Here is a 25,254-nt window from a genome sequence, read left to right on the forward strand (position 1 = left end):
GCGCCCATGTCCTTGCCACGCCCCGCGACGGAACGCCGCCCCGGCGACGAGTTCCCCGACACCGTGCCCGATTTCGCCTGCGGTGCCGCGCCGGCCCTGCCGCCGCTGGCCTGGGTGGGCGAAGCGCCGCGCCGCGACGGCGCCCTCATCGCCTGTCCGCAATGCCGCGCGCCGATGCGGCATGTCGTCCTGGCGGGGCACCTCGCGCCGGCGACGGTGGACATCGACCACTGCGGCCCCTGCGGCCTGGTGTGGTTCGACGCCCGCGAGTCGGTGCACCTGTCGCCGCTGGCCTGGGTTCAACTGCTGCGCGACCTGAACCGGCTGCGCCGCCCGGACCGGCCGCACCAGCCGGACCGCGCCTGCCCCGTCTGCGCGCAGGCGCTGAAGGAAGTCCACAACCAGACCCGTTACGGCCGCTTCCCGGCGCTGGAATGCGGCGGCTGCGGCGGGCATCTGCACAGCCAGGCCGGCATGCTGGCCGAACGCGGTCTGCTGCGTCCGCTGCTGCCGGCGGAACGCGGCGCACTGCAGGCCGAGCGCCGTGAATTGCTCTGCCTGAGCTGCGGCGCGCCGGCCGACGGCAAGAGCGAGTGCTGCGCCTGGTGCAAGAGTCCGCTGCTGATGGCCGACATGCCGCGGCTCGCCAGCGCGCTGCGCAAGCGGGCGGCATCGGAGCCGCTGCTGATGCCCAATGGCGGCAAGCCGGTGGGCTGGTCCTGCCGCGGCTGCGGGGCGCCGATGGATCCGACGCGCGAGACGCGCTGCTCGACCTGCCAGCATGCGGTGGTGGCGCCGTCATTCGATGAACTCGACGGCTTGCTCGATGCCATCGAGAACGACTGGCATCTGCAGGATGAACTGAGCTCGCGCGAGCGCCGCGAGCGGGCCGCGGCCTACGGGGAGCTCGCGCCGCGCGATGCTGCCGGGGGCAAGCACGGCATCCTCTGGAAGGGCGAATACGAGCGGCGCTACGACGCCGAGAATGCGCGCCGAGAGGGCCGCGACTGGCCCGTGTCCGGATGGCCCGAGGGACGGGAGGGCCTGCCGCCCACGCTGATGGAGATCGCGCTGCGCCTGGCGGCGCTGCTCATCCGCTGAAGAACGCGCTCAGAGATCGAGCAGGCTGATCGGCTTGGCGCAGGCGGCCGGCGTGCCGCCGCCGCGCACGACGAAGGGCAGCGCGCCCCACGGTCCGGAGTCGCGCGGGCAGCCGTCGCGCAGCGTGCCGCCCGGGCAGGCGCAGCCCTTGGTCTTGACGAGCTGGTCCAGCGTCTGCGTCTGCTGCGGATTGAGTTTGGGCAAGTGCGGCGCGAAGACGAGTTGCAGCGCCGTCGCCGGCACCGGCGTGTCGGCCGCCGGCACCGGGCCGAGCAGCGTCGCCATCGACTGGGTCTCCTTCAGCGCCGCCGGGGCCTTCATGGCCTTGGCGCGGCGCAGGTAGTTCAGCGCGACCTCCATCGCCGCGTAGCCGCGCGCGGACGACGCGGTGAAGGGCTTGCGGAAGGCCGCGCCATAGGTGTTGGCGATCTGGTCCCAGCGGCCACGATCGACGGTCAGCACCGGGCACAGCACCGCGTCGACGCGCTCGGACAGCGTCGCTTCGAAGTCCATCCAGCACGAGGTGCGCGCGCTGATGCGCAGCCCCGTCTGGCGGCGCAGGTCGGCGGCGATCTTTTCGCCGGCATTGAGCTCGATGCGGCCCAGCTGCAGTTGCAGGTCCTGGTCCTTGACCCGCTCGGCGTTGCTGGAAACGAAAGGGATGCCCGCCGCGCGCAGCGCGTCGGCGCCGGCGCTGATCTCGCACCAGTTGCCCAGCACGACGTCGACCTTGGCCTTGATGAACTCCTGCGAGATCGCTTCCGCCTTGCGGGCATCGCAGCCGCTGTCCTTCACGATCAGCTTGGGCGCCGCGTCCCCGGGCCAGGTCTTGAGGGCCAGCGTCATGCCGAGCTGGAGCTGCTCCGACTGCTCGGCGCTGGGATAGCTGCCCGGCAGGATCACGCCGATGGTGGCGGCCGGCGCGGCACTGCCGGCGCACAGGAAGACGGCCGCCGGCAGAACGGCGGTCAGGACCTTGCGGATGTTCATGACGATCCCTCGCTGCATGGCCGTGGTCGGCCGTTTGTTGGACGCTTGTGACTCTTGTTGTCGCCTGGCGCGCTTCGTGGCGCGCCAGGGCGGAGGTATCGCCTGTGCGCGGCCTTCGCGCACTCAGGTTTTCCCGCGATCCGTCCCATGAAAAACGCCCCGGCGAGCCGGGGCGGTAAGACGTCACAACCGTCGCGGACGGTGCAGCGCGCGCGCAACGTGAGGGGAGCGTGAGGAGGCACGCCCGCCCCCAGCGAGGGAAGACCGGGGGCTCAGGCCGGCCAGCCTTGCAGCACCAGCTTGCCGCGCTGGCGCTGGCTTTCCTGGAGCGCATGGGCGCGCTTGAGCGTCTGCGCGGAGATGGGGCCCACCACCTCGGACAGCGTGGTGCGCACCGCGCCGGCGTCCACCAGCGCGGCCACCTCGGCCAGCAGTTGGCCCTGCGCGCCGATGTCGTGGGTCGCATGCATGCTGCGCGTGAACATCAGTTCCCAATGCAGCGACAGCGACTTGCCCTTCAAGGCCATCACGTCGAGGTCGGCGGGGCCGAAGTCGTCGATCATCGCCAGCTTGCCCTGCGGCTCGAGCGCGTCGATGAAGTCCTTGAAGTGCTGCGGCGTGTGCGTCAGGCTGGTGACGTAGCGCAGCGGCGGCAGGCCATCCCGCTGCAGCGCGGCGATCTGCGGCGCGAGCGGCTCGCGATGGTTGATCACATGATGGGCGCCGAGCGCGCGCAGCCACTGGCCGCCTTCGCCCTCGGGCTCGGAGCTGGTGCCGATGATGGTCAGGTGCTCATGCCGGCGCGCGAGCTGGACCAGGATCGAGCCGACGCCGCCGGCGGCGCCGGTGACCAGCAGGCTGACGGGGCGCTGCGGCGCCTGCTGCACCTGCAGGCGGTCGAACAGCAGCTCCCAGGCGGTGATGGCGGTCAGCGGCAGGGCGGCCGCTTCGGCATCGCCGAGCGAGGCCGGCGCCCGGGCCGCGATGCGGTGATCGACGCACTGGAACTGCGCGTTGCTGCCAGGCCGGGTGATGTCCCCGGCATACCAGACACGGTCGCCGACGGCGAAGCCGCGGACCTCCGGGCCGATCGCGCGCACCGTGCCGGCCGCGTCCCAGCCGAGGATCACCGGCGTGCTGCCGTCGGCGCTGGCGCGCCTGACGCGGACCTTGGTGTCCACCGGATTCACGGCGATCGCGGAGACCTCGACCAGCAGGTCCTTGGGCCCGGGCGAGGGCATGGGCAGGTCGAGGTCGAGCAGCGACTCGGCTTCGGTGATGGGCAGGGACTTGAAGTAGCCGACGGCTTTCATGGGAACTCCTGGAGCAAGGGTCAGACGGGATGAATGGGCGAGAGTGTGCGAGTCCCGGCAGAATCAATGAAGTCGGCTGAATTGCTATCAGTTTCAATGCTGCGTTGAAGATTGGCGCCGGGAGGGGGATCGCGCGATGGACATCGAGAACACCAGTGAACTGCGTCTGCTGATCGAGTGCGCCCGGGGCGGCAGCCTGACGGCGGCTTCGCGCGAGATGGGCATCACCCCCGCCGCGGCGAGCGCGATGCTCAAGAAGCTGGAGGCGCGGCTGGGCGTGCGCCTGGCCGAGCGCAGCACGCGGGCGCTGCGCCTGACCGCCGCCGGTGAGCGGCTGCGCGACTACGCGCAGCGCGCGCTGGAGCTGCTCGACGAGGGCGTGGCGCTGGTCTCCGAAGGCGGGGACGCCGCGGGCGGCAAGGGTCGCGACGGCACCGCGCTGCGCGGGCGCATCCGGGTCAGCGCCTCCAGCGACCTGACGCGGCGCATCGTGCTGCCGCTGCTGGACGGGTTCCTGGACCGCCATCCGGGCGTGGAGCTGCAGCTCAGCGTGGGTGACGCCCTCCAGGACGTGGTCCGGGACGAGGTCGATCTGGCGCTGCGCTATGGGGAACTGGCCGACTCGCGGCTGGTGGCGCGCAAGCTCCACGACGGGCGCCGGCTGCTGGTCGCGTCACCGGACTACCTGAAGCGGCATGGGTGGCCGGCGCATCCGTCGGACTTGGCGCAGCACGAATGCATCCGCTTCAAGATCGGCGACCGCCTGGAGCGCGAGTGGCGCTTCTGGCGCCGCGATGCCCTGCAGGCGCCGGCGCTGGACGTGCCGGTGCAGGGCCGGCGCAGCGCGGACGACGGCGGCATCGCCCACCAGTGGGCGCTCGAGGGGAGGGGACTCACCTACAAGAGTGAACTGGACGTCCGCGACACCCTCGCCAGCGGGGCGCTGGTGGAGGTGCTGCCGGAGTGGGTGGGGCGGACGATGCCGCTGCATGCGCTGATGCCCAGTCAGCGCTTCCTGCCGCAGCGGCTGAAGGCGCTGGTCGACCATCTGGCGCAAGCGCTGCGGCACTGAAGCGCCTGCCGCGCCCCGGCCTCAACCCTCCTGCGGGGGAAGGGCGCGCAAGCTGCGCAGCACGCGCTTGACGATCTCCTCCCGCTTTGGGCCGAAGGCGTCGCTCGTCATGTCCATGTTGAGCGCGAAGTAGACGGGGCGCGGGTCCTCGTCGCGCTCGACCCAGCCGACCAGCCAGCCGATCGCCGGCCGGGAGGCGTCCGTCCAGCCGGTCTTGGCGTACATGCGCCAGCCCGGGCCCTGCTCGCGCAGCAGGACTTTGCGCGCGATGTCGTAGCTGCGGTCGGACAGCGGCAGCGCGCGGTCATGGACGCGGCGCAGGAAGTCGATCTGCCCCACCGCCGAGATGCGCAGGTCACCATCGAGCCAGAAGCGGTCGCCGACCGGTCCGGCCGCGGCATTGCCATACCGGAAGTCGCGCACGTACTGCTGGACCGTCGGCTGCCCGATCTTCCTGGCCAGCGACTGGAACACCCAGACCGCCGACACCCGGTAGGCCGAGGCCAGCGTCTGGTCGCGGTTCCAGTCCGCGATCGCGCGCTGCTGGCCATCCCACTTGAAGGGCTGCGTCTCGTCGGCGGCGGCGCCGGTGTCCAGCGCGATCAGCGTCATCGGGATCTTGAAGGTCGAGGCCGGGAGGAAGGCTTCGAAGGCCCGCGCGCTGTCCGACGCGATCCAGCGATGGATGCGGGTGTCGAGCACCGTGATGACGCCTCGGGTGCCGAGTTCTTCGAAGTGACGTCCGAGCTCGGGACGGGTCTCCCAGCGCTCGCGCTGATCGGCGGGCACGGCCGGGGCGGGGGTGGCGTTCGGTGCAGTGTTCTGCGCGGCGTTCTGCGCGGCGTTCTGCGCCGGGGCGGGGACGGTCTGCGCGATCGAGGCGCGGCACGCGCTGAGGGCCAGGCTCGCGAGCAAGGCGCCGGCAAGCAGACGGTGGGAGAGGGCGGGCATCGGCATGGACTTGAAACGCGTGACGCGTCCTGGGAAGTGGTCGAGGCCGACAGTGTGCGAAGGGGCTGCGCGCTTCGGGCGCGCATTCGGCGTTACGGCCGTTCAGGCGCGCCGCGAATGCGGCATCAGGGCCTCGGCCTCGTCGAGATAGCGCTGGCGCGCCGCTTCGTCGCGGAGCTTGCGCGCCTGCAGCCGCGCCTGCCGCACGAGGTCGGTGGCGCTGAAGGCGTCGCCTTCGTCGAGCGCATGCCGCGCCCACAGCAGCAGGAAGGCGCAGCGCTGGTCCGCGGGAATCTGCGACTGGCGCGCGCGGCAGGAAGCCCAGCGCTGTGACGCGAGCTCACCGAAGGACGAGGCCGGCAGCGGCAGCCCCTGGACGGTGGCGAGCCGCTGCAGCGCGGCGAAGCTCAGCCGGCCCAGCGCGGCCAGCCGCAACAGGAAGATGGTGTTGAGCAGCGAGCTGCGGCCCAGCTGCCAGCGCGCGCACAGCGCGTCGCTGAGCAGCAGCCAGCGCACCGCGTCCTCGACGCCGGCGCCGCCCTCGGGCAGCAGGCCCGCCTCGACGAGCTGGCCGAGCGCGTTGGAGAGGTTGGCCGCGCAGACCTGCAGCGCGTCGGGCAGTCCGGCGAGCGAAGCGGCCCGCAGCGCGTCGCCAAGGCTGGCCAGCGACTGCATCGCCAGGGCCGCGTCGCCACGCGTGATGGCGAGCTCGCGCAGCACGATGCCGCGCAGGTTGCCGTGGTCGCAGCGCAGCATGGAGTCGCTGGCGAGGACCTCGGGATCGACCTCTTCAAGCTTGTCCAGGGCCGCCGCGGCCTGGCCAAGGCTGCCGTACCAGTGCCAGGCGGCGAGGATGGCGACGCGGGCGCGCAGCTGGCGCCGCTCGAGCCGGGGCAGGCGGCCATGGTTGAGGGTCTGGCCGAGCTCGCGCAGTTCGTCCTGGAGGGCCGCCCAGTCCCCCAGGCGGCGCGCGATCCGGGCGCGGCGCAGGCCGAGCGCCGCGGTGGCGCCGTCGTCGCCAGCGGGGATGTGCGGCGCGGCCTGCTGCAGCGCCAGGCGCGCGGGATAGAGCTCGCCGCGGTCGAGCAGATAGTCGGCGCGGGCGAGCGCCTCGGCGTAGGCCAGCGGCAGCAGCGCCGCGGCGGCCGGCGCGCGCACCGGCCGCTGCTGGCCCAGCCAGCGGGCGAGCGCCGCGCCAGCGGCGGGCTCGCCGTCGATCTCGACCTGGCAGCGCGCGAGCAGGGCCGCGTTGAGCCAGAACGGACCGCTGCTGCGGGCGCTGGCCTCGATCAGCGCCGCCAGCGGCCCGTCGTCCAGCAACGCGAGCGCGCGCCAGACCTGGGTCCGGTGGAGCTCGGCCATGCCGGCGATGCGCTCGCGCAGTTCGGCGCGGGAGCAGGGGCTGTCGACGCGCGCCAGGCCCTGCTCGTGAGCCTGGAGCAGCGCGGCGATCAGACGCGGCAGCAGCCGGTTGCGCAGCTCGGGCAGCCCGTCGATGCGCAGGCCTTGCGCGAGCAGCTGGATGCGGTGCATGGGCGCTGGGGCGCCGGCGCGCGCCACGCTGGGGAGGGGGGCGCCCACGACGGGCGCGGGCCCGGCGGCGCCGGGACTGGAGGCGCAGGGGCTGGCAGGGGAGGCGGCGGTCATTGGAGGCGCATTCTGCGCGGAGTGCGCCGGCGATGTGACGCCAGCGCCGTAACGCGCGTTACGCCGCCGGGTTACCAGGTGCTCCGGGTCTGTGTTTTGCCGAGACGATTCATCACAACTCGTGGGGACTGCGATGGTCGCGAATGAAGCCTGGTACGCGGGTGAGAGCGGTGTCGGGGCCGTCGGCCCGGCGCGCGGCAACGTGTCGGCGGTGTCGTGGGCGGCGGTGCTCGCCGGGGCCGCGGCGGCGGCGGCGCTCTCCTTGATCCTGCTGCTGCTCGGAGTCGGCCTGGGACTGAGCGTGGTGTCGCCCTGGGGCGGCGATGGCTCGAACGCCGGGGCGCTCGGCATGGCCAGCGTGGTGTGGCTGGCGTTCACGCAGTTGGCGGCGTCGGGGCTCGGCGGCTATCTGGCGGGCCGGCTGCGCGTGCGCTGGCGTGATACCGATGTCGACGAGGTCCACTTCCGCGACACCGCGCACGGTCTGCTGTCGTGGGCGGTGGCCACGCTGTTCACAGCGGCGGCGCTCACGGCCTCGGTCGGCGCGATCGCGGGCATCGGCGTGAAAGCGCCCGGCGTGGCCGCGACCGCGGCCAACGCGGTAGCCGCCGCGGCGAACACGACGGCGGGGACGGCCCCCAGCGCCAATGGCGGAGCGGTGGCGGCCCCGTCGGCGCTTGCGGCCCCTTCGGCCTCCGCGCCGGCGCTGAGCCAGGACGCGATCGATGCCGCGCGCAAGACGGCGCTGTGGATGTTCGTGTCGCTGCTGATTGGCGCATTCACGGCGAGCTGGCTGGCCACCATCGGCGGCCGCCAGCGCGACCGGTTCGAGTGACCGGGACCTTCATCCAACGACAAGGAGAACCGACATGCGATCACTGCTGCTCTACCTGCTCGGCGTGCCCATTCCGATCATCATCCTGATCGCGCTGATCCGATGAGCATGGCTGACGCCGGACCGCGCTTCGCGGTCCGGCGAATCAGTTCAGCGCCGTGGGCGCCAGCGCGCCAGGCGCGTCGGCGCTTTCGCCATAGCGGCGCCACGTCTCGGGCGCATGTGACAGCCTGTCCGCCACGACCTTGAGCACCGCGGGATTCCAGACCAGGCCGCAGTGGCTGCCGTCGACCTCGACGTTCTCGATCATCGGGTGGTCCTCCGGCTGCACGCAGGCCTGCCAGGCGACGACGCCATCCGTGCGGCTGTAGATCGAAGTCGTGGGCACTGGGGGCGCCGTGATGAGACGCGACTTGAAGTCCTCGTCCAGCACCGGCAGCGTGCCGTTCACCCATCGATAGATCAGGCTGACGTTGGTCTGCGCGGCTTCGCCGGTGATCGGCGTGCCGATCGTGATGACCTGGCGCACGGGCAGCGCGATGCGCTTGGCGACTTCGCGCGCATAGATGCCGCCCAGGCTCCAGCCCACCAGCGACACGGGCTGGGGCCGATCCGCCACCAGCGCCTCGATGTCGGCCGCGAGCGCGTCGAGCCAGCGGTCGATGTCGCCGGCGGGGCCGGTGTTGAGGCCGCGGCCCCAGTCGCGCGCGGCGTAGCCCAGGCCGTGGCAGAAGCCCACCAGCGGCGCGATCGACTGCGCGTCGGCGGCCAGGCCGGGGAAAACGATCACCGGATGACCATCACCGGGGGGATGGCCGCTGCGGTCCATCAGGCGGCAGCTGGCGTATTCCATCGCGGCGCGCAGCGGCTCGATGCCCAGCAGCGCCCAGGACGGGGAGGGGATCGGCGGTGCCGGGACGGGCACCACGCGCGGACGTGCGGCGATCTTTTTCATGTTGCCAGGGGCGGCCGCTCCAGCGCGTGCTGACGGGGCCGACGTAAGGACAGGTTGAGTCGATCTTTCCGCAAGGGCTGGCTGATGGATACCCCCCGAACGGCGCATTGCGCCGTCGGACGGAACCTACAGGAGAGGGAGCATCGGCGGGCGATCGAGCGTTCTCTCCCCCCATTGGGACTCAATGAAAATCCCGGCTCTCCGTCCTCAAGCGCCCCAGCATCGGCGTCAGGTCTTCCATGTGGCCGGCGATCAGGTTGCGGACCTCGCCGCTGCGCTGCCACTTCCCCTTCACCGCCATCAGCCGCGAATGCAGCATGACCTGGCGCTGGCGCTGCCACAACGCGCGGTGCACGATGACCTGGATGTCCCCCGTCTCGTCCTCCAGCGAGATGAAGATCGTCCCCTTGGCCGTCGCCGGCTGCTGCTTGACCGTCACGATCCCGCAGCCGCGCGCCGGCCGGCCATCCGGCAACTCGTTCAGCTCCCGCGCCGACATCCAGCGCTGCTCTCGCAGCATCGGCCGCAGCAGCGACAGCGGATGCCGCCGCAGCGTCAGGCCCAGCGACGCGTAGTCGAAGACGATCTCCTCGCCCTCCGGCGCCTGCGGCAGCGCCAGGAAGTCCTCCTGCACCGGCGCCGTCGCCAGCAGCGGTGGCGGCGCGTGCTGCGCGGCCGCGTCCCACATCTGCTGGCGCCGATGACCGCTCAGGCTCGTCAGCGCGTCGCCCGCCGCCAGCATCGTCATCTGCTGCTGGTTCAGGCCGGTGCGGCGCGCCAGATCTTCCGCGTCGTTGAACGGGCCGCGTCTGCGCTCGAGGCAGATCGCCGCCGCCGAGGCCTGCTGCAGGCCCTTCACCAGCCGCAGTCCCAGCCGCACCGCCACCGGCGCGGCGTCGATCGCCAACGCTTCGTCCGACTCCAGATAGGGGTCGCCGTCCTCGTCCTGCGCGATGCCGTCCTGGTCCAGCGGCCGCGCATCGAGCGCCTCGGTGTCCTTGCCGCGACGCGTGGGCCGGATCACGCGGCCATCGGCACGCTCCAGCGTGCAGTCCCAGTCGCTGTGCATCACGTCCGGCGGCCGCACCTCGACACCGTTGCGCCTGGCGTCCTGCACCAGCTGACTGGGTGAATAGAAACCCAGCGGCTGCGAGTTCAGCATCCCCGCCAGGAACTCCGCCGTCCGGTGCTTCTTGAGCCAACTGCTCGTGTAGACCAGCAACGCGAACGACGCGGCGTGCGACTCCGGGAAGCCGTACTCCGAGAAGCCCTTGATCTGCTCGAAGATCTGCTCCGCGAAGGACACCGGGTAGTTGCGCGCGCGCATCCCCTCGATCAGCCTCTCGCGGTATTTCCCCAGGTCGCCCTTGCGCTTCCAGGCCGCCATCGAGCGCCGCAGCTCATCGGCCTCGCCGCCGGTGAACCCGGCCGCGATCATCGCGATCTGCATCACCTGCTCCTGAAACACCGGCACCCCCAGCGTGCGGTCCAGCACCGATTCCAATCCGCTCGGATAGACCACCGGCTCCAGCCCCTGCCGCCGCTGCAGGTAGGGATGCACCATCCCGCCCTGGATGGGGCCAGGCCGCACGATCGCCACCTCGATGACCAGGTCGTAGAACTTCTCGGGCTTGAGCCGCGGCAGCATGCTGCGCTGCGCCCGGCTCTCGATCTGGAACACGCCAATCGTCTCGGCGCGCTGGATCATCTTGTAGGTGGCCTCGTCCTCGGCCGGGATGTCCTTGACCTCGAAAGGACTCCGCTGGCGCTTGCCGATGAAGTCCAGCGTCTTGCGGATCGCCGTCAGCATGCCCAGCCCCAGCACGTCGACCTTGAGCAGCCCGACCGCGTCGAGGTCGTCCTTGTCCCACTCGATCACCGTGCGGTCCGGCATCGACGCGTTCTCCACCGGCACCATGCGCGTCAGCGGTCCCTGCGTCAGCACGAAGCCGCCCGGGTGCTGCGACAGGTGACGCGGGAAGCCGAGCAGCTCCGAGGTGATCTCCACCAGTTGCCGCACCGCCAGGTCGTTGGCGTCCAGGCCCGATTCGCGCAGCCGCTCCGCGTCGATGGTCTGGCCATCCCACCACTGGTGGTTGCCGCACAGCGTGTCCAGCGTCTGCGGCTCGAAGCCCAGCGCCTTGCCGACGTCGCGCAGCGCGCTCTTGACGCGGTACGAGATCACCACCGCCGCCAGCGCCGCGCGCTCGCGCGTGTACTTGCGGTAGAGGTACTGGATGACCTCCTCGCGGCGCTCATGCTCGAAGTCGATGTCGATATCGGGCGGCTCGTTGCGCTCCTTGCTGATGAAGCGCTCGAACAGCACCTGCATCCGCTGCGGATCGACCTCGGTCACGTGGGTGCAGTAGCAGACGATGGAGTTGGCCGCGCTGCCGCGCCCCTGGCACAGGATGCCCTGCGAGCGCGCGAAGTGGACGATGTCGGCCACGGTGAGGAAGTAATGCTCGTAGCGCAGTTCCTCGATCAGCGCGAGCTCGCGCTCGATCTGCTCGCTGACCGCCGCGGGAATGCCGTCGGGCCAGCGCCGGCCCGCGCCTTCGTAGGTCAGCCGGCGCAAATGGCTGGCCGGCGTCTCGCCCTCGGGCACGACCTCGGACGGGTAGTGGTAGCGCAGCTCGTCGAGCGTGAAGTCGCAGCGTTCGGCCACGCGCAGGGTCTCGGCCAGCAGTTCGGCCGGGAAGGCCAGCCCGAGCCGGCCGCGCGCGCGCAGGTGGCGTTCGGCGTTGCGGTCCAGCGCCTGGCCGCACTCGGTCAGCGGCCGGCCCAGCCGGGTCGCGGTCAACACGTCCTGCAGCGGCTTGCGGCTGCGCACATGCATGGTGACGTCGCCGACGGCCACCAGCGGGATCTCGGTCAGCGCGGCCGCCTCGCGCAGCCGCAGCAGGCGGTTTTCGTCGTCGAGCTCGCGGGTCTGGGTCACGCCCAGCCAGCAGCGGCCGGTGAAGCGCGACAGCAGCCAGCGCGCCATCGTCAGCAGCGGCGCTGGCGCCGCGTGCCGGTCCGGGCAGGCGATGACGACGCAGTCATCCAGCGCCTGGGGGCCGATGTCGTCGATCGTGCAGCGATAGCTGCCCTTGTCGGCCGAGCGCCGCAGCCGCGAGATCAATTGGCACAGGTTGCCGTAGCCGTTCAGGTTGCAGGCCAGCGCCACCAGCGTGAAGGGGGTCTCTCCGTCCGGGCCGGCGCCGTCGCGCGGGTCGATGCGGAACTGGCTGCCCACGAGCAGCTTCAATCCATGCTGCTTCGCGGCCACGTGCGCGCGCACGATGCCGGCCATCGAGCATTCATCGGTGATCGCGAGCGCGCTGTAGCCGAGTTCCTGGGCGCGCTCGACCAGTTCCTCGGGCCAGCTGGCGCCCTTGAGGAAGCTGAAGTTGCTCAGGCAGCGCAGTTCGGCGTAGTCCGGCAGCGCGGGGGGCAGGGCGGGCGGGGCGGTCATCGCTCGACCCCTGTCAGGCGTAGACGCCGTGCAGGAACCAGGCGCTGCCGCCATCGTCCAGCGGCTGCCGGAAGATGGCGACGACGCCGGCGTTGTCGTTGACCGCGATCCAGTAGTCGCGCACGACGTTGCGGTGGCCGGCCGTCACCGTCGCCGCGTCGTCGTGCGGCACGAGCGCGGTGAAGGCCGGCGCGCTCTTGTCCCGGGCGCCGGCACCGGTGTCTGACGCCTCGTGCGCGGGCGCTCGCGCCGGCAGGCGATCCCACCAGCCGCCTTCGACGCGGTCGGGACCGAGCAGCAGCGTCAGCGCGCCCTGGTAATGCGGCCGGTGCTCGCGCAGCGCCAGGCGCAGCGGCGGCTCCAGCAGGAAGCCCGGCTCGGGCATCGACGGCGCGGCCCGCGCCGCCGCGCGGCGCCGGCCCGTGCTCCGGCCTTCGGTGGCGGGCTGCCAGCGCGTCATCCATTCGAGCCGGTGATCGTCGCCAGGCGCCGGCTGCAGCACCCGCTCCGGGCCGAAGCGCGCGGCGATGCGCTCCAGCGTCAGATAGAGCGTCTCGCCGGTGCGCACCGTGTCGGGCAGCAGCGAGGCGCTGTCCTCGGTCAGGGCCTGGACGCCGATCGCTTCCAGCCGCAGTTCGCCCACCGGCGCCAGCAGCCGGGTCTTGGCCAGGTGCTCGGCCATCAGCCGGCAGAAGTGCTCGAGCGCGCGGATCGGCTCGGCGGTGCGGATCGTCAGCGATCCACCGTCGCCGGCATCCTTGGCGCGCATCGAGTCGTGCACCCAGTGCAGCGTCACGCCGGTCGCGCCGGCATGGCGCGCCGCCAGCCAGCCGCACAGCCGCATCAGCAATGGGCGGGCGCCCAGCAGCAGCGCCGGCGCGTGGTCCACGCGGCCGGGCAACTCGATGCGGGCGTGGAAATCCTCGGGCAGCGTTTCCCAGCGATGCGCCTCCGGACGCAGCCCGTAGGCCTGGTCCAGCATCGCCAGCAGCGCCGCCCCGAAGCGCCGGCTGATGCCGCCGCGCGGCAAGGCCCGCAACTGGCCCAGCGTGTTGATGCCGGCGCGGCTCAGCGGCTCGGCGTGGCCGGCCCCGGCGCTCAGCGCCTGCAGCGGGAGCGGATCCAGCACCGCCTGCAGCAGCCGGCCGCCCAGGTCGGGCACGCCGCAGCGCGCCAGCACCAGCGCGGCGGTGGCCGTCGGTGCCCAGCCGATGCCGGCGGCGCCCAGGTCCGGCGCCTCGTCGGCGATGCGCGCCTTGAGCGCGCCCAGGCCGCGGAACAGCCGCAGGCTGGCCTCGACCTCCATGACGACAGCGTCCTCCATCAGCGCCACGCGCGGCGTGAACTGCAGGCACCACACGGCCAGTCCCGCCTGCGTCTCCGGACAGATCCCCCAGGGATGGTCCGGCGGCGCGGCCGGATCAGCGGACGGCGCTGGCGGACGAGGCGGCAGGATCAGCGCGACCCACAACATCGGGGGACTCCGGGAACAGGGCGAGCGGCTGGGGCGCGCGCGAGGATTCGGACAAAGCGCCGGGCAGTGCGCCGGGCACGGCCTCGCGCGGGGCGGCCGGGACCGGCGCGACCGGGCGCATCGTGCTGGGCCGCATCACGCGCGGCGTCAGCACGCGCTCGAGCCCGCCGGGGATGGACGCCAACCGCAGCGGCGTCTCATGGGCGGGGCCCTTGCGCTTGAGGATCTGGACATCCAGCGCCCAGTCGACGTCGATCGTCGCCTGCAGCCGCAGCGGCGCGGGCGAGGGGTCGTGACGCGCCGCCAGCGGCCGGAACAGGAACACCGGGCCCTCGAAGGACTGGGCCAGCACCTGCAGGCGCCGAAGCTGCTCGGGCGCGGCCTGCGGCATCCAGGCCAGCACCGCGCCAGCGGCATTCGACTTGATCAGCTGTTCAGCGCACCAGAGCCGCTCCGAGGGCGTGCGCGCGTCGATCCACACCAGATGACGCTCGTCCAGCCCCAGATGCATCAGGCCGGGCAGGTGCGGGCGCTTGGGCGGTCCGACCAGGGCCACGGCCGCGCCGTCCGCGACGACGCGCCGCAGCGCCGGCCCCGCGAGCCGCCATTCGGCCAGCGAGAACTGCGGCAGCAGCAGCTCGGTCAGTTGGCGGCCGGGCCAGCCGCCGCCGGGCAGTTCGGCGTCGAGCGCGTCGAAGCCGCTGGGCCAGACCGTGTCGGTGCCGCGACCCAGCGCGTCGCCGCGCCAGACGGCCTCGGCCACGGCGGGGGGAAGGGGCAGGGACGGGGAAGGCATGGCGGGTCGGTCGGGAGAGACGACAACGCCGGTCGTGACACCGGCGTTGAGAACTGTATGTGCATACAGTATAGGGTGACGGCCGACCCGTCCAGCGGATGTTTCACTTCAAGTGGGGAGAATGTCCGTCCCGAAGCTCAGCGCGAAGCGCGTCCCGCCATGGGCGGGCGCTTCCAGGCTGACGGTCCAGCCCAGGTGCTCGGCCACCCGCTTGACGATGGCCAGCCCCAGCCCGGCGCTTCCAGCGCCGGCCGGGTCGACCTGCATGAAGCGGTCGAAGATGCGGTCGCGCACGGCCGGCGGAATGCCGATGCCGGTGTCCTCGATGACGACGCGGCCGGCCTCGAGCCGGATGTCGACGCGGCCTTCCTCGGTGAACTGGCAGGCGTTGCGGATCAGGTTGCCCAGCGCGATCGCGGCGAGCTCGGGCCGCGCCGGCACTTCCAGGCCGGCATCGGCGGGGGCAGCATGCAGCGTCATCTCGACGGCCTTGCCCTTGAGCAGCGGGCGGCAGCGCTCCATCTCCTGGCGCAGCAGCGGCAGCACCGCGGTCGGCGGCGCGCCGATGCTGGCCGGATCGCGCGACAGCAGCAGCATCGCGACCACGCGCTCGCTGGTGTCGGCAGCGGTGCGGCGGATGCGCTCGGCCAGTTCGACCATGTCGTCGCGGCCCTGCAGGCGCGCCTTCAGCACCTCGGCGGCGCCCAGCATGATGGCCAGCGGCGTGCGCAGCTCATGGCTGACGTCGCCGGTGAACCAGCGCTCGCGGTCCAGGTAGCGCTGCTGGGCCTCGGTCTTGGCGGCGAAGGCGCGCGACAGCACGCCCAGTTCGTCGGTGGACTCCTGCAGCGGGTATTCGCGCGGCGCGGCGCCGGTCTCGACGGCGCGGGCCAGCGCCGTGACCGGCGCGACGATGCGGCTCGCGGTCAGTTGCGCCAGCAGCAGCGCCAGGCCCAGGCAGCACACGAAGGCCAGGCCGAGCAGGCCGTAGACGCCGGCCTCGATCTTGGCGAAGTCGTCGTCGCGGTCGGTCAGCACGAAGGGCGCGCCCAGGTCGTCGCGGATCAGCACGTTGACCTCGACGCCGTCCTGCAGGATCGAGTACTTGCCGGGCGGCTGGCCGCGCAGCGGCGCGGGGATGCCGGCGCCGCGGTAGAGCGTGACGCTGGGCGGGAGGTCGGGCGCCAGGCCCTGGCGCTCGCGCGCGACGAGTTCGTCGGCGGTGCGGCTCAGGCGCTGGTCGATCAGCCGGTCCTCGATGCTGGAGGCGATGCGCACCGCCGCGACCGCGAAGGCGCCGCAGACCAGCAGCGTGAGCAGCAGGAAGGCGGCGGCGACGCGGGTGCGCAGCGTGGTCGGCGCGGCGGTCGAGCGCGGCCGCCGGCCGTCGCCCTCGTCACGCATCGGGCGAGACCAGGCGGTAGCCGATGCCGGGGTGGGTCTTGAGCAGCGGCACGGGGAAGGGCTTGTCCAGCGCCGCGCGCAGCGCGTGGATGTGGGTGCGCAGGGCGTCGCTGTCGGGCGGGTCGTTGCCCCAGACCTCGCGCTCGAGATCCTCGCGGCGGACCAGCTTGGGAGCCTCGCGCAGCAGCGCGGCCAGCAGCTTGTAGCCGGTCGGGGTCAGCTGCAGCGGCTTGCCGGCGCGGGTGGCCTCGAGCGTGTCGGGGTCGAAGTTGACGTCGGCGTAGCTGACCGCGGCGCTGAGCTGCAGGCCGTGGGAGCGGCGCATCAGCGCCTTCAGGCGGATTTCCAGCTCGACCAGCGAAAAGGGTTTGACCAGGTAGTCGTCGGCGCCGTTCTCGAAGCCGTTGACCTTGTCGGCGATGGTGTCGCGCGCGGTCAGCATCAGGATGGGGGTGGGGCGGCGGAAGTCCTTGCGCAGCCGGCGGGCGACGTCCAGGCCGTCCAGGCCGGGCAGGGTCAGGTCCAGCACGATCGCGTCGTAGGAGCCGGCGGCGGCTTGCGCCAGGCCGCCCAGGCCGTTGCGGGCCACGTCCAGCTGGTAGCCCATCGGCTCGAGGTAGGCGAACAGGTTGGCGACGATGTCCGGGTTGTCTTCGATGACCAGCAGCTTCATCTCGAGGCTCTCGTTCTGCGGCGCCAATTCGCCGCGTCGTCCGACGGAAGCGGGCCCGGAAAGGGGGAGGTCCCTCGCGGCAGGCCCGCGGAAGCTGGGAATCCTATGCCAGGGCCCGGGGGCCGACCTTGCGCGGGGCTGTCGGCTGGCCTACCGGGGGCTGTACGCGGCGGCGCGGCGGTTTCCGCGCGCGGCGCTCGCCCATTCCGGTTGGAAGAAAGAAGCCGCAAGAAGCCGCTGACCGTGCGCAAGTGCCGCCATCGGCGCGCGGCCCATGGAACCGGTGGAGACTTGATTTTTGGCGCAGGCGCATAATGTGCGGGTTAACCCTATGTTTGCACCTGCCTTCTCCATTCCCGCGGTCGAGCGGCTCACCGGCACCCGCCGGCTGATCCTGCGCCCGCCCGCGGCGGCCGATGCCCGGGCCTTCCGCGAGTTGCTGGTCGACCCGGCCAACCGGCGTTTCGACGTCGGCGGTCCGGCCGCGTCCGAGCGGCTGGAGCTGTGGCGCGCGCAGTGGGCGCGGGATGGGCTCGGACCGTGGGCGGTGTCGCTGCGGGAGCAGCCATCGCTGGGCGCGATCGGGTTTGGCGGCCTGAGCCGGGGAATGGCGGGTGGCACGCCGGCGCTGCTGCTGGAGTTCCACTTCCTGTCCGACCACTGGGGCCGCGGCTATGCGGCGGAGATGTCGCTGGCGGCGCTGGGTCTGGCCTTCGAGGGGCTGCATGCGGGCTCGGTGCAGGCGCTGCTGGGCGCGAGCAACACGGCGGCGCGCAAGACGCTGGAGCGGGTAGGGCTGAGGCTGACCGGCTCGGTCGCCGACCACCCCGGCGAGGCCGCCAGCCTGCTCTACGAGATCAATGCCGCGCAGTACGCGGCGCTGCCGCGCCAGCAGCCGGAAGCGACGCCGTTCGGGGCCTGATGGGCGAGGGCCGGGAGGCTCTGCGCCGCGACGTCTTCCAGCACAACGAGTCAGACAGACCACCGATTCGTTGGGAAGCTGCACGAAGCTGCCCATCCTTGATCGCCTTCCTGCTGCTCGTCTTCGGCGCCAACGCGCTGCTGATGCTCGATCGATTCGCCGTGCTGGAGTCGATCGCGCGAGCGAGCGGCATTGCCTTGCTCATGGGAGCTGGCGTGTATGTCCTGGCCATCTGGAACGCCCGCCAACGACGCCGGAAAGCCGCCGAGGCCGCCGCCCCGATCGTCACTGCTGCGGATAGACCCGCAGCCCCGCCAGGTCCAGCACCCTGAGGCCGCCGTATTCGACGGCGATGAGGCGCTGCTCCTGCAGATGGCGCAGCGCCTCGTTGACGCGCTGGCGCGAGAGCCCCACCAGATGCCCCAGCTCCTGCTGCGTGATCCGCAGCAGGCCGTTCACGCCCGGGTACAGCTGCGGATGGAACAGCGCCGCCAGGTTGCGCGCCACCCGCAGGTCGGGATCGCTCTGGCGATCGATCTCGCGCGCGGCGATGAACTGGCCCAGCCGCTCGTTCAGCTGGTTCAGCACGTAGCGGTTGAAGCCCAGGCTGGTCTCCAGCAGTTCATGGAAGCTCTCCAGCGGCAGCCCCGCCACCACGCTGCGCCGCAGCGCCTGGATGTTGTAGCGGTAGCACTCGCGCTTGAGCAGCGTCCCTTCGCCGAACCAGCCGCCCGGCGGCACGCCGGTGAAGGTCACCGGCCGCGCCGCGGCGTCGTCGTTGCTCATCTTCAGCAGGCCGTCGATCACGCCGAACCAGAAATTGGCTTCGCGCCCGATCCGGCAAACGCGCTCGCCGACCTCGACCTCCGCCACCTGGATGCTGGAGGCCACGCGCTCGCGGCGCTCCGGCTCCAGCGCCTTGAGCCACGGAATGGCCGCCATCTCCTGCGCCGACGCAGCGCGGGCGCGCAGCCGCAGCGGCTGCGCCGGCAGAGCAACGGACGCGGCGGATGCGGCGGATGCGGCGGACGCGGGCGAGCGCAGGGGCGCGTCGAGCGCGGCGCGGACATCGGTGTCGGACGTGGCAGCCATCCCCCGTTCATCGCGCCCGCGCATGACAGCAACCTGACGCGACCCCCTGGGGAAAACGCTCCCCCGAACTCTCCCTAGGAATGTCGTCGCAACGACAACACGGCGTCAATGAGCCGGCCTACAGTCCGCCCAGGCCCGCGCCACGAGCGTCTCCTCCAGAGAGGCGACCGCGGGACACAAGGAGACGACGGTGGAGCAGACCTTCCCCCGATGGTTGCTCGCCCATGCCCGGCAGCGTCCCGACGCTCCCGCGCTGCGCGAGAAGGAACTCGGCATCTGGCAGACGCTCAGCTGGTCGGCGCTCGCGGCGCTGGTGCGCGATCTCGCGCACGGCTTCGCCGCCGCCGGCATGACGCGCGGCCAGCATGTCGTCGTCGTCGGCGAGAACCGCCCCCGGCTCTATGCATCGATGCTGGCGGCGCAGTCGCTGGGCGCGATCCCGGTGCCGCTCTACCAGGACGCCGTCGCCGCTGAGTTCGTCTTCCCGCTCAAGAACGCCGAGGTCGCCTACGCCGTCGTCGAGGACCAGGAGCAGGTCGACAAGCTGCTCGAGATCCGCGACCAGTGCCCCGCGCTGCGCCGCGTCTGGTTCGACGACCCGCGCGGCCTGCGCCATTACGAGGCCCAAGGCCTGGCTTCGCTCGACAGCCTGTGTGGCGAGGGCCGCGCCCATGCGCTGCGCCATCCGGGCTGGTTCGAGCGCGAGGTCGACGCGGGCCAGGCCGGCGATGTCGCGGCGATGTTCTTCACCTCCGGCACGACCGGCCATCCCAAGGGCGTGGTCCACACGCACGCGACGCTGATCGATCGCGCGCTGGCCGGCGCGCGCTTCGACAAGCTCACGCCGCGCGAAGAGGTGCTCGCCTACCTGCCTTGCGCCTGGATCGGCCAGAACATCTTCAGCTATGCCCAGTGGCTGGCCTGCGGCTACGTCGTCAACTGCCCCGAGTCGGCCAGCACCGTCAGCATCGACCTCAAGGAGATCGGTCCGACCTACTACTTCGCGCCGCCACGCGTCTTCGAGGGCCTGCTCACCAGCGTGATGATCCGCATGGAGGACGCTGGCGCCGTCAAGCGCTGGCTGTTCGCGCGCTGCATGGCGCTCGCGCGCCGCGTCGGCCCCGCGCTGATGGACGGCCAGCCGGCCGGCGCCTGGGACCGCTTCAAGTACCGGCTCGGCGACCTCGCGATCTACGGGCCGCTGCGCAACTCGCTGGGTTTCTCGCGGGTGCGCGTGGCCTACACCGCCGGCGAGGCCATCGGCCCGGACCTGTTCAGCTTCTACCGCTCGATCGGCATCAACCTCAAGCAGCTCTACGGCTCGACCGAGACCGCCGTCTTCGTCTGCCTGCAGCCCGACCACGAGGCCAGGTCCGACACCGTCGGCGTGCCCATCGATGGCGTGGAGATCAAGCTCGCCGACAACGGCGAGATCCTGGTGCGCTCGCCCGGCCTGCTCAAGGGCTACTACAAGAACCCGGAAGCGACCGCCGAGGTGCTGGGCGCCGACGGCTGGTACCGCACCGGCGACGCCGGCTTCCTCGATGCCGGCGGTCATCTGAAGATCATCGACCGCGCCAAGGATGTCGGCCGGCTGCGCGGCGGCGCGCATGACGGCGCGATGTTCGCGCCCAAGTACGTCGAGAACAAGCTCAAGTTCTTCGCCTTCGTGAAGGAGGCGGTGGCCTTCGGCGATGGCCGCGACCGGGTCTGCGCCTTCATCAACATCGATGTCGAGGCGGTGGGCAACTGGGCCGAGCGCCACAACCTGCCTTACGCCGGCTATACCGACCTGGCCGGCAAGCCCGAGGTCTACGCGCTGATCAAGGACTGCGTCGAGCAGGTCAACGCCGACCTGGCGCAGGACGAGCGCCTGGCCGGCAGCCAGATCACGCGCTTCCTGGTGCTGCACAAGGAGCTGGACGCCGACGACGGCGAGCTCACCCGCACGCGCAAGGTCCGCCGCGCCGCGATCGCCGAGAAATACCGCGTGCTGATCGACGCGCTCTACGAGGGCCGGACCTCGCAGTTCATCGAGACGGCGGTCCGCTTCGAGGACGGCCGCGCCGGCAAGGTCGCCGCCGACCTGCGCATCGAGGAGGCCAGGACCTTCTCCCCCACCCGGAGGGCCGCCTGATGAGCGCCATCGCTACCGCCGACGCGCCAGCCCTGGCGCCACCCGCGTCCGGGGACCGACAGGACGGCACCGATGCCGGCAGCGAGCCCGGCGCGCCGGCCGCCGCCCCGACGCCGGCCGCGCGGCGCGGCGTCGGCGAGGTGATCCTGGAAGTCGCCAACATCACGCTGTCCTTCGGCGGCGTGAAAGCGCTCAACGACATCAGCTTCGACGTCCGCGAGCACGAGATCCGCGCCATCATCGGCCCCAACGGCGCGGGCAAGAGCTCGATGCTGAACTGCATCAACGGCGTCTACCAGCCGCAGCAGGGCCGCGTGCTCTTCCGCGGCGAGGACATGCGGCAGCTCGGCCCGCGCATCCGGCTGCGCCGCATGGCCGAGATGGGCGTCGCGCGCACCTTCCAGAACCTGGCGCTGTTCAAGGGCATGAGCGTGCTGGACAACATCATGAGCGGCCGCAACCTGCGCATGCGCACCGGGCTGCTGGCGCAGGCGCTGCGCAACCCGTGGTGGAGCCCCGCCGAGCGCGAGGAGATCGCGCACCGCGAGCAGGTCGAACGCATCATCGATTTCCTCGAGATCCAGGCACATCGCAAGACGCCGGTGGGCCGGCTCCCGTATGGCCTGCAGAAGCGCGTCGACCTGGGCCGCGCGCTGGCGATGGAGCCCAAGGTGCTGCTGCTGGACGAGCCGATGGCCGGCATGAACGTCGAGGAGAAGCAGGACATGTGCCGCTTCATCCTGGACGTCAACGACGAGTTCGGCACCACCATCGTGCTGATCGAGCACGACATGGGCGTGGTGATGGACATCAGCGACCGCGTGGTGGTGCTGGACTACGGCCGCAAGATCGGCGACGGCCGGCCCGACGAGGTCCGCGCCAACGAGGACGTGATCCGCGCCTACCTCGGCGCCTCGCATTGACGGCAGGACGCAGGAGCGATCGACATGGGCTTCTTCCTCGAAACGCTGATCGGCGGCCTGATGACGGGCATGCTGTATTCGCTGGTGGCGCTGGGCTTCGTGCTCATCTTCAAGGCCAGCGGCGTCTTCAACTTCGCGCAGGGCGCGATGGTGCTGTTCGCGGCGCTGGCGATGGCGCGTTTTGCCGAATGGATCCCGCGCTGGACCGGCCTGAGCGGCAAGCTGGCCGTCAATCTGCTGGCCTTCCTGGTGGCGATGGCGCTGATGGTGGCCGTCGCCTGGCTGATCCAGAAGCTGGTGCTGTCGCGCCTGGTGAACCAGGAGGGCATCACGCTGCTGATGGCCACGCTGGGCATCACCTACTTCCTGGACGGCTTCGGGCAGACGCTGTTCGGCTCGGACATCTACAAGATCGACGTGGGACTGCCCAAGGACCCGGTGTTCCTGATGGAGCAGAGCTTCCAGGGCGGCGTGATGGTCAACCAGGAGGACCTGGCGGCGGCGCTGATCGCGGCCTCGCTGGTGGCGGCGCTGACGCTGTTCTTCCGCTTCACCGGCACCGGCCGCGCGCTGCGCGCGGTGGCGGACGACCACCAGGCGGCGCAGTCGATCGGCATCCCGCTGTCGCGCATCTGGGTGATCGTGTGGAGCGTGGCGGGCTTCGTCGCGCTGGTGGCCGGCATCATCTGGGGCTCCAAGCTGGGCGTGCAGTTCTCGCTCTCGCTGGTGGCGCTCAAGGCGCTGCCGGTGGTGATCCTGGGCGGGCTGACCTCGGTGCCGGGCGCGATCATCGGCGGGCTGATCATCGGCGTCGGCGAGAAGCTGTCCGAGATCTACATCGGTCCGTCGCTGGGCGGCGGCATCGAGATCTGGTTCGCCTACGTGCTGGCGCTGGTCTTCCTGCTGGTGCGGCCGCAGGGCCTCTTCGGCGAGAAGATCATCGACCGCGTCTGAACGGCTCGAACGCCTGAAACGGAGAACGACATGCTCTATCGCGAGAACGGCCAGTTCAAGACGAGCTACGGCGCGGACCAGCAGATCTTCCCGATCGCGCAGGACCGCGTGGCGATGCTGCTCCTGCTGGCGCTGGCGGCCGTGGTGGTGCCTGGCCTGGCCAGCGAATACCTGCTGCGCGCGATCCTGATCCCCTTCCTGATCCTGTCGCTGGCCGCGCTGGGTTTGAACATCCTGGTGGGCTACTGCGGACAGATCTCGCTGGGCACTGGCGGCTTCATGGCGGTGGGCGCCTACGCGGCCTTCAACTTCCTGGTGCGCGTGGACGGCCTGCCGCTGGTCGCGGCCATCCTGCTGGGCGGGCTGTGCGCGACGGTGGTGGGCGTGCTCTTCGGCATCCCGTCGCTGCGCATCCGCGGCCTGTACCTGGCGGTGGCGACGCTGGCCGCGCAGTTCTTCTGCGACTGGGCCTTCCTGCGCATCAAGTGGCTGACCCACGATTCGTCCTCCGGCTCGGTCGGCGTGTCCGGCCTGTCGGTGCTCGGCATGCCGATCGAGACGCCGGTGCAGAAGTACCTGTTCTGCCTGGCCTTCGTGCTGGTGTTCGGGCTGATCGCCAAGAACCTGGTGCGCGGGCACATCGGCCGCAGCTGGATGGCGATGCGCGACATGGACGTCGCCGCCGCCGTCATCGGCATCCGCCCGATGGCGGCCAAGCTCAGCGCCTTCGCGGTCAGCAGCTTCATCGTCGGCGTGGCCGGCGCGCTGTGGGCCTTCATCCATCTGGGCTCGTGGGAGCCGGCGGCGTTCTCCATCGACCGCAGCTTCCAGCTGCTGTTCATGGTCATCATCGGCGGGCTGGGCTCGATCGCCGGCGCCTTCTTCGGCGCGGCCTTCCTGGTCGTGCTGCCCATCGTGCTGGACAACCTGCCGTACTGGTTCGGCATCCCGATCGACACGGCGCTGGCCTCGCACCTGACCACGATGATCTTCGGCGCGCTGATCGTGTTCTTCCTGATCGTCGAGCCGCACGGCCTCGCGCGGCTCTGGCAGATCGCCAAGGAGAAGCTGCGCCTGTGGCCCTTCCCGCATTGACTCCACATTGATTCCGCAGTTCCTCCGCAGTTCCTCCGCAGTCCTTCCGGTTCCGACACATTCAACAAGGCATCACGAGTGCCACCAGGAGACAGACCGATGAAGCCGAACAAGACCTCGACGATCGCGGCGCGCGCCGCGCTGATGCTGGCCGCGGCGGCCAGCCTGCTGGGCGGCTCGGGCGCCGCGCTGGCGCAGGCCAAGGAGCAGTTCATCCCGCTGCTGGTCTACCGCACCGGTCCCTACGCGCCCAACGGCACGCCCTGGGCCAACGGCAAGCAGGACTACCTGAAGCTGATCAATGCGCGCGATGGCGGCATCAACGGCGTGAAGATCGCCTTCGAGGAATGCGAGACCGGCTACGCCACCGACAAGGGCGTCGAGTGCTACGAGCGCATGAAGGGCAAGGGCGCGTCGCTGTTCGATCCGCAGGCCACCGGCATCACCTTCGCGCTGACGGACAAGGTGCCGGTCGACAAGATCCCGCTGATCACGCTGGGTTACGGGCTGTCGGCCTCGCAGGACGGCAACGTGTTCAAGTGGAATTTCCCGATGATGGGCAGCTACTGGACCGCCGCCGACATGCTGATCCAGCACCTGGCGAAGAAGGAGGGCGGCTTCGACAAGCTCAAGGGCAGGAAGATCGCGCTGGTCTATCACGACTCGCCCTTCGGCAAGGAGCCGATCCCGCTGCTCGAGGAGCGCCAGAAGATGCATGGCTTCGAGCTGGTGAAGATCCCGGTGACGGCGCCCGGCGTGGAGCAGAAGTCGGCCTGGCTGCAGGTGCGTCAGCAGCGGCCCGACTACGTGCTGCTGTGGGGCTGGGGCGTGATGAACTCGACCGCGCTGAAGGAGGCCCAGGCCACCGGCTATCCGCGCGAGAAGATGTACGGCGTCTGGTGGGCCGGCGCCGAGCCCGACGTCAAGGACGTGGGCGAGGGCGCCAAGGGCTACAACGCGCTGGCGCTCAACGGCCACGGCCAGCAGGCCCGGGTGATGCAGGACATCCTGAAGTACGTGCACGAGAAGGGCCAGGGCAGCGGACCCAGGGACGAGGTGGGCTCGGTGCTGTACACGCGCGGGATGATCATCTCGATGCTCAGCGTCGAGGCCATCCGCCGCGCGCAGGAGCGCTTCGGCAAGGGCAAGGTCATGACCGGCGAGCAGGTCCGCTGGGGCCTGGAGAACCTGGCCATCGACCAGAAGCGGCTCGACGCGCTGGGCATCGGCACGCTGATCCGGCCGATCTCGACCTCCTGCCAGGACCACATGGGCTCGACCTGGGCGCGCGTGCACACCTGGGACGGCAGCAAGTGGAACTTCTCGTCGGACTGGCTGCAGGCCGATGAGCAGATCCTCAAGCCGATGGTGAAGGCCGCGGCGGACAAGTACGCGAGCGACAAGAAGCTCACCCGCCGCGCGCCGGCGGACTGCCAGAGCTGACCCCGCGATGCCGGAGC

21 protein-coding genes are annotated in these 25,254 nt (G+C 71.1%); 10 read left to right on the plus strand and 11 right to left on the minus strand.

Annotated elements, in window-relative coordinates; genetic code table 11:
- Window positions 1-6 precede the first annotated feature (6 nt).
- Window positions 7-1,101, plus strand: a complete 1,095-nt coding sequence (locus ABDW61_RS11460) for a zf-TFIIB domain-containing protein (protein ID WP_343638736.1) — start codon at window positions 7-9, stop codon at window positions 1,099-1,101.
- 9 nt (window positions 1,102-1,110) lie between these two features.
- Here the strand turns inward: ABDW61_RS11460 and ABDW61_RS11465 are convergent, their stop codons facing one another.
- A complete protein-coding gene (locus ABDW61_RS11465) occupies window positions 1,111-2,091 on the minus strand; it encodes a hypothetical protein (RefSeq protein WP_343638737.1) in 981 nt (326 codons plus the stop codon).
- A gap of 272 nt (window positions 2,092-2,363) precedes the next feature.
- Entirely contained in the window at window positions 2,364-3,404 is a 1,041-nt protein-coding gene (locus ABDW61_RS11470) for a zinc-binding alcohol dehydrogenase family protein (RefSeq protein ID WP_343638738.1), read from the minus strand.
- Between the two features lie 136 nt (window positions 3,405-3,540).
- On the opposite strand from ABDW61_RS11470, the gene ABDW61_RS11475 reads away from it, so the two are divergent.
- Window positions 3,541-4,476, plus strand: a complete 936-nt coding sequence (locus tag ABDW61_RS11475; protein WP_343638739.1) for a LysR substrate-binding domain-containing protein — start codon at window positions 3,541-3,543, stop codon at window positions 4,474-4,476.
- A 21-nt stretch (window positions 4,477-4,497) separates the two neighbouring features.
- Here ABDW61_RS11475 and blaOXA read toward each other — a convergent pair whose 3' ends face one another.
- Together blaOXA and ABDW61_RS11485 are read right to left on the minus strand one after the other, a co-directional pair.
- Window positions 4,498-5,427, minus strand: coding sequence for a class D beta-lactamase (blaOXA, locus tag ABDW61_RS11480; protein ID WP_343638740.1), 930 nt, complete (start codon window positions 5,425-5,427; stop codon window positions 4,498-4,500).
- Window positions 5,428-5,529: 102 nt separating this feature from the next.
- Window positions 5,530-7,074 (minus strand): hypothetical protein, encoded by a 1,545-nt coding sequence (locus tag ABDW61_RS11485; RefSeq protein WP_343638742.1) that lies wholly within the window; start codon window positions 7,072-7,074, stop codon window positions 5,530-5,532.
- A 133-nt stretch (window positions 7,075-7,207) separates the two neighbouring features.
- On the opposite strand from ABDW61_RS11485, the gene ABDW61_RS11490 reads away from it, so the two are divergent.
- A complete protein-coding gene (locus tag ABDW61_RS11490; RefSeq protein ID WP_343638744.1) occupies window positions 7,208-7,909 on the plus strand; it encodes a hypothetical protein in 702 nt (233 codons plus the stop codon).
- Window positions 7,910-8,054: 145 nt separating this feature from the next.
- On the opposite strand, the gene ABDW61_RS11495 is transcribed toward ABDW61_RS11490, so the two are convergent.
- From ABDW61_RS11495 to ABDW61_RS11520, 6 genes are all read right to left on the minus strand, one after another.
- Window positions 8,055-8,864 carry an alpha/beta hydrolase gene (locus tag ABDW61_RS11495; protein ID WP_343638746.1) on the minus strand — a complete coding sequence of 270 codons (810 nt, stop codon included), beginning with the start codon at window positions 8,862-8,864 and terminating at the stop codon, window positions 8,055-8,057.
- A gap of 181 nt (window positions 8,865-9,045) precedes the next feature.
- On the minus strand, window positions 9,046-12,324 hold the full coding sequence (locus ABDW61_RS11500) for an error-prone DNA polymerase (protein ID WP_343638747.1): 3,279 nt from the start codon (window positions 12,322-12,324) through the stop codon (window positions 9,046-9,048).
- 13 nt (window positions 12,325-12,337) lie between these two features.
- Window positions 12,338-13,798, minus strand: a complete 1,461-nt coding sequence (locus ABDW61_RS11505) for a DNA polymerase Y family protein (protein ID WP_343638748.1) — start codon at window positions 13,796-13,798, stop codon at window positions 12,338-12,340.
- Window positions 13,746-14,594 carry a translesion DNA synthesis-associated protein ImuA gene (gene imuA / locus ABDW61_RS11510; RefSeq protein ID WP_343638749.1) on the minus strand — a complete coding sequence of 283 codons (849 nt, stop codon included), beginning with the start codon at window positions 14,592-14,594 and terminating at the stop codon, window positions 13,746-13,748. The genes ABDW61_RS11505 and imuA overlap by 53 nt, the downstream gene beginning before the upstream one ends.
- Window positions 14,595-14,702: 108 nt before the next feature.
- Entirely contained in the window at window positions 14,703-15,998 is a 1,296-nt protein-coding gene (locus ABDW61_RS11515) for a HAMP domain-containing sensor histidine kinase (protein ID WP_343638750.1), read from the minus strand.
- Window positions 15,991-16,671, minus strand: a complete 681-nt coding sequence (locus ABDW61_RS11520) for a response regulator transcription factor (protein ID WP_343638751.1) — start codon at window positions 16,669-16,671, stop codon at window positions 15,991-15,993. The genes ABDW61_RS11515 and ABDW61_RS11520 overlap by 8 nt, the downstream gene beginning before the upstream one ends.
- Before the next feature lie 331 nt (window positions 16,672-17,002).
- Between ABDW61_RS11520 and ABDW61_RS11525 the strand changes: the two genes are divergently transcribed.
- Window positions 17,003-17,593 carry a GNAT family N-acetyltransferase gene (locus ABDW61_RS11525; RefSeq protein ID WP_343638752.1) on the plus strand — a complete coding sequence of 197 codons (591 nt, stop codon included), beginning with the start codon at window positions 17,003-17,005 and terminating at the stop codon, window positions 17,591-17,593.
- A 98-nt stretch (window positions 17,594-17,691) separates the two neighbouring features.
- Complete coding sequence (locus tag ABDW61_RS11530; RefSeq protein WP_343638754.1) at window positions 17,692-17,925, plus strand: hypothetical protein; 234 nt, start codon at window positions 17,692-17,694, stop codon at window positions 17,923-17,925.
- On the opposite strand, the gene ABDW61_RS11535 is transcribed toward ABDW61_RS11530, so the two are convergent.
- Window positions 17,879-18,535 (minus strand): Crp/Fnr family transcriptional regulator, encoded by a 657-nt coding sequence (locus tag ABDW61_RS11535; RefSeq protein ID WP_343638863.1) that lies wholly within the window; start codon window positions 18,533-18,535, stop codon window positions 17,879-17,881. The two genes, ABDW61_RS11530 and ABDW61_RS11535, sit on opposite strands and share 47 nt — an antisense overlap.
- Window positions 18,536-18,875: 340 nt before the next feature.
- Between ABDW61_RS11535 and ABDW61_RS11540 the strand changes: the two genes are divergently transcribed.
- The 5 genes from ABDW61_RS11540 to ABDW61_RS11560 all read left to right on the plus strand — a co-directional run bounded on the left by ABDW61_RS11540 (window position 18,876) and on the right by ABDW61_RS11560 (window position 25,237).
- The gene (locus ABDW61_RS11540) at window positions 18,876-20,822 is read left to right on the plus strand and encodes an AMP-binding protein (protein ID WP_343638756.1); all 1,947 of its coding nucleotides are present in this window, start codon (window positions 18,876-18,878) and stop codon (window positions 20,820-20,822) included.
- Complete coding sequence (locus ABDW61_RS11545; protein WP_343638758.1) at window positions 20,822-21,745, plus strand: ABC transporter ATP-binding protein; 924 nt, start codon at window positions 20,822-20,824, stop codon at window positions 21,743-21,745. Before ABDW61_RS11540 ends, ABDW61_RS11545 begins: the two co-directional genes overlap by 1 nt.
- 24 nt (window positions 21,746-21,769) lie before the next feature.
- Window positions 21,770-22,699, plus strand: coding sequence for a branched-chain amino acid ABC transporter permease (locus ABDW61_RS11550; RefSeq protein ID WP_343638760.1), 930 nt, complete (start codon window positions 21,770-21,772; stop codon window positions 22,697-22,699).
- A 30-nt stretch (window positions 22,700-22,729) separates the two neighbouring features.
- Window positions 22,730-23,794 carry a branched-chain amino acid ABC transporter permease gene (locus ABDW61_RS11555; protein ID WP_343638762.1) on the plus strand — a complete coding sequence of 355 codons (1,065 nt, stop codon included), beginning with the start codon at window positions 22,730-22,732 and terminating at the stop codon, window positions 23,792-23,794.
- Between the two features lie 99 nt (window positions 23,795-23,893).
- Window positions 23,894-25,237 carry an ABC transporter substrate-binding protein gene (locus tag ABDW61_RS11560; protein ID WP_343638764.1) on the plus strand — a complete coding sequence of 448 codons (1,344 nt, stop codon included), beginning with the start codon at window positions 23,894-23,896 and terminating at the stop codon, window positions 25,235-25,237.
- The last annotated feature ends 17 nt before the right edge of the window (window positions 25,238-25,254 follow it).

The organism is Roseateles sp. (genome assembly GCF_039595595.1).
Classification (GTDB): Bacteria; Pseudomonadota; Gammaproteobacteria; order Burkholderiales; family Burkholderiaceae_C; genus Roseateles.

Bases quoted from the DNA above. Each gene is read 5' to 3' on its own strand.
- ABDW61_RS11460 (WP_343638736.1), top strand. From the start codon at position 7: ATGTCCTTGCCACGCCCCGCGACGGAACGCCGCCCCGGCGACGAGTTC.
- ABDW61_RS11465 (WP_343638737.1), bottom strand. From the start codon at position 2,091: ATGAACATCCGCAAGGTCCTGACCGCCGTTCTGCCGGCGGCCGTCTTC.
- ABDW61_RS11470 (WP_343638738.1), bottom strand. From the start codon at position 3,404: ATGAAAGCCGTCGGCTACTTCAAGTCCCTGCCCATCACCGAAGCCGAG.
- ABDW61_RS11475 (WP_343638739.1), top strand. From the start codon at position 3,541: ATGGACATCGAGAACACCAGTGAACTGCGTCTGCTGATCGAGTGCGCC.
- blaOXA (WP_343638740.1), bottom strand. From the start codon at position 5,427: ATGCCCGCCCTCTCCCACCGTCTGCTTGCCGGCGCCTTGCTCGCGAGC.
- ABDW61_RS11485 (WP_343638742.1), bottom strand. From the start codon at position 7,074: ATGACCGCCGCCTCCCCTGCCAGCCCCTGCGCCTCCAGTCCCGGCGCC.
- ABDW61_RS11490 (WP_343638744.1), top strand. From the start codon at position 7,208: ATGGTCGCGAATGAAGCCTGGTACGCGGGTGAGAGCGGTGTCGGGGCC.
- ABDW61_RS11495 (WP_343638746.1), bottom strand. From the start codon at position 8,864: ATGAAAAAGATCGCCGCACGTCCGCGCGTGGTGCCCGTCCCGGCACCG.
- ABDW61_RS11500 (WP_343638747.1), bottom strand. From the start codon at position 12,324: ATGACCGCCCCGCCCGCCCTGCCCCCCGCGCTGCCGGACTACGCCGAA.
- ABDW61_RS11505 (WP_343638748.1), bottom strand. From the start codon at position 13,798: ATGTTGTGGGTCGCGCTGATCCTGCCGCCTCGTCCGCCAGCGCCGTCC.
- imuA (WP_343638749.1), bottom strand. From the start codon at position 14,594: ATGCCTTCCCCGTCCCTGCCCCTTCCCCCCGCCGTGGCCGAGGCCGTC.
- ABDW61_RS11515 (WP_343638750.1), bottom strand. From the start codon at position 15,998: ATGCGTGACGAGGGCGACGGCCGGCGGCCGCGCTCGACCGCCGCGCCG.
- ABDW61_RS11520 (WP_343638751.1), bottom strand. From the start codon at position 16,671: ATGAAGCTGCTGGTCATCGAAGACAACCCGGACATCGTCGCCAACCTG.
- ABDW61_RS11525 (WP_343638752.1), top strand. From the start codon at position 17,003: ATGTTTGCACCTGCCTTCTCCATTCCCGCGGTCGAGCGGCTCACCGGC.
- ABDW61_RS11535 (WP_343638863.1), bottom strand. From the start codon at position 18,535: ATGGCGGCCATTCCGTGGCTCAAGGCGCTGGAGCCGGAGCGCCGCGAG.
- ABDW61_RS11545 (WP_343638758.1), top strand. From the start codon at position 20,822: ATGAGCGCCATCGCTACCGCCGACGCGCCAGCCCTGGCGCCACCCGCG.
- ABDW61_RS11550 (WP_343638760.1), top strand. From the start codon at position 21,770: ATGGGCTTCTTCCTCGAAACGCTGATCGGCGGCCTGATGACGGGCATG.
- ABDW61_RS11555 (WP_343638762.1), top strand. From the start codon at position 22,730: ATGCTCTATCGCGAGAACGGCCAGTTCAAGACGAGCTACGGCGCGGAC.
- ABDW61_RS11560 (WP_343638764.1), top strand. From the start codon at position 23,894: ATGAAGCCGAACAAGACCTCGACGATCGCGGCGCGCGCCGCGCTGATG.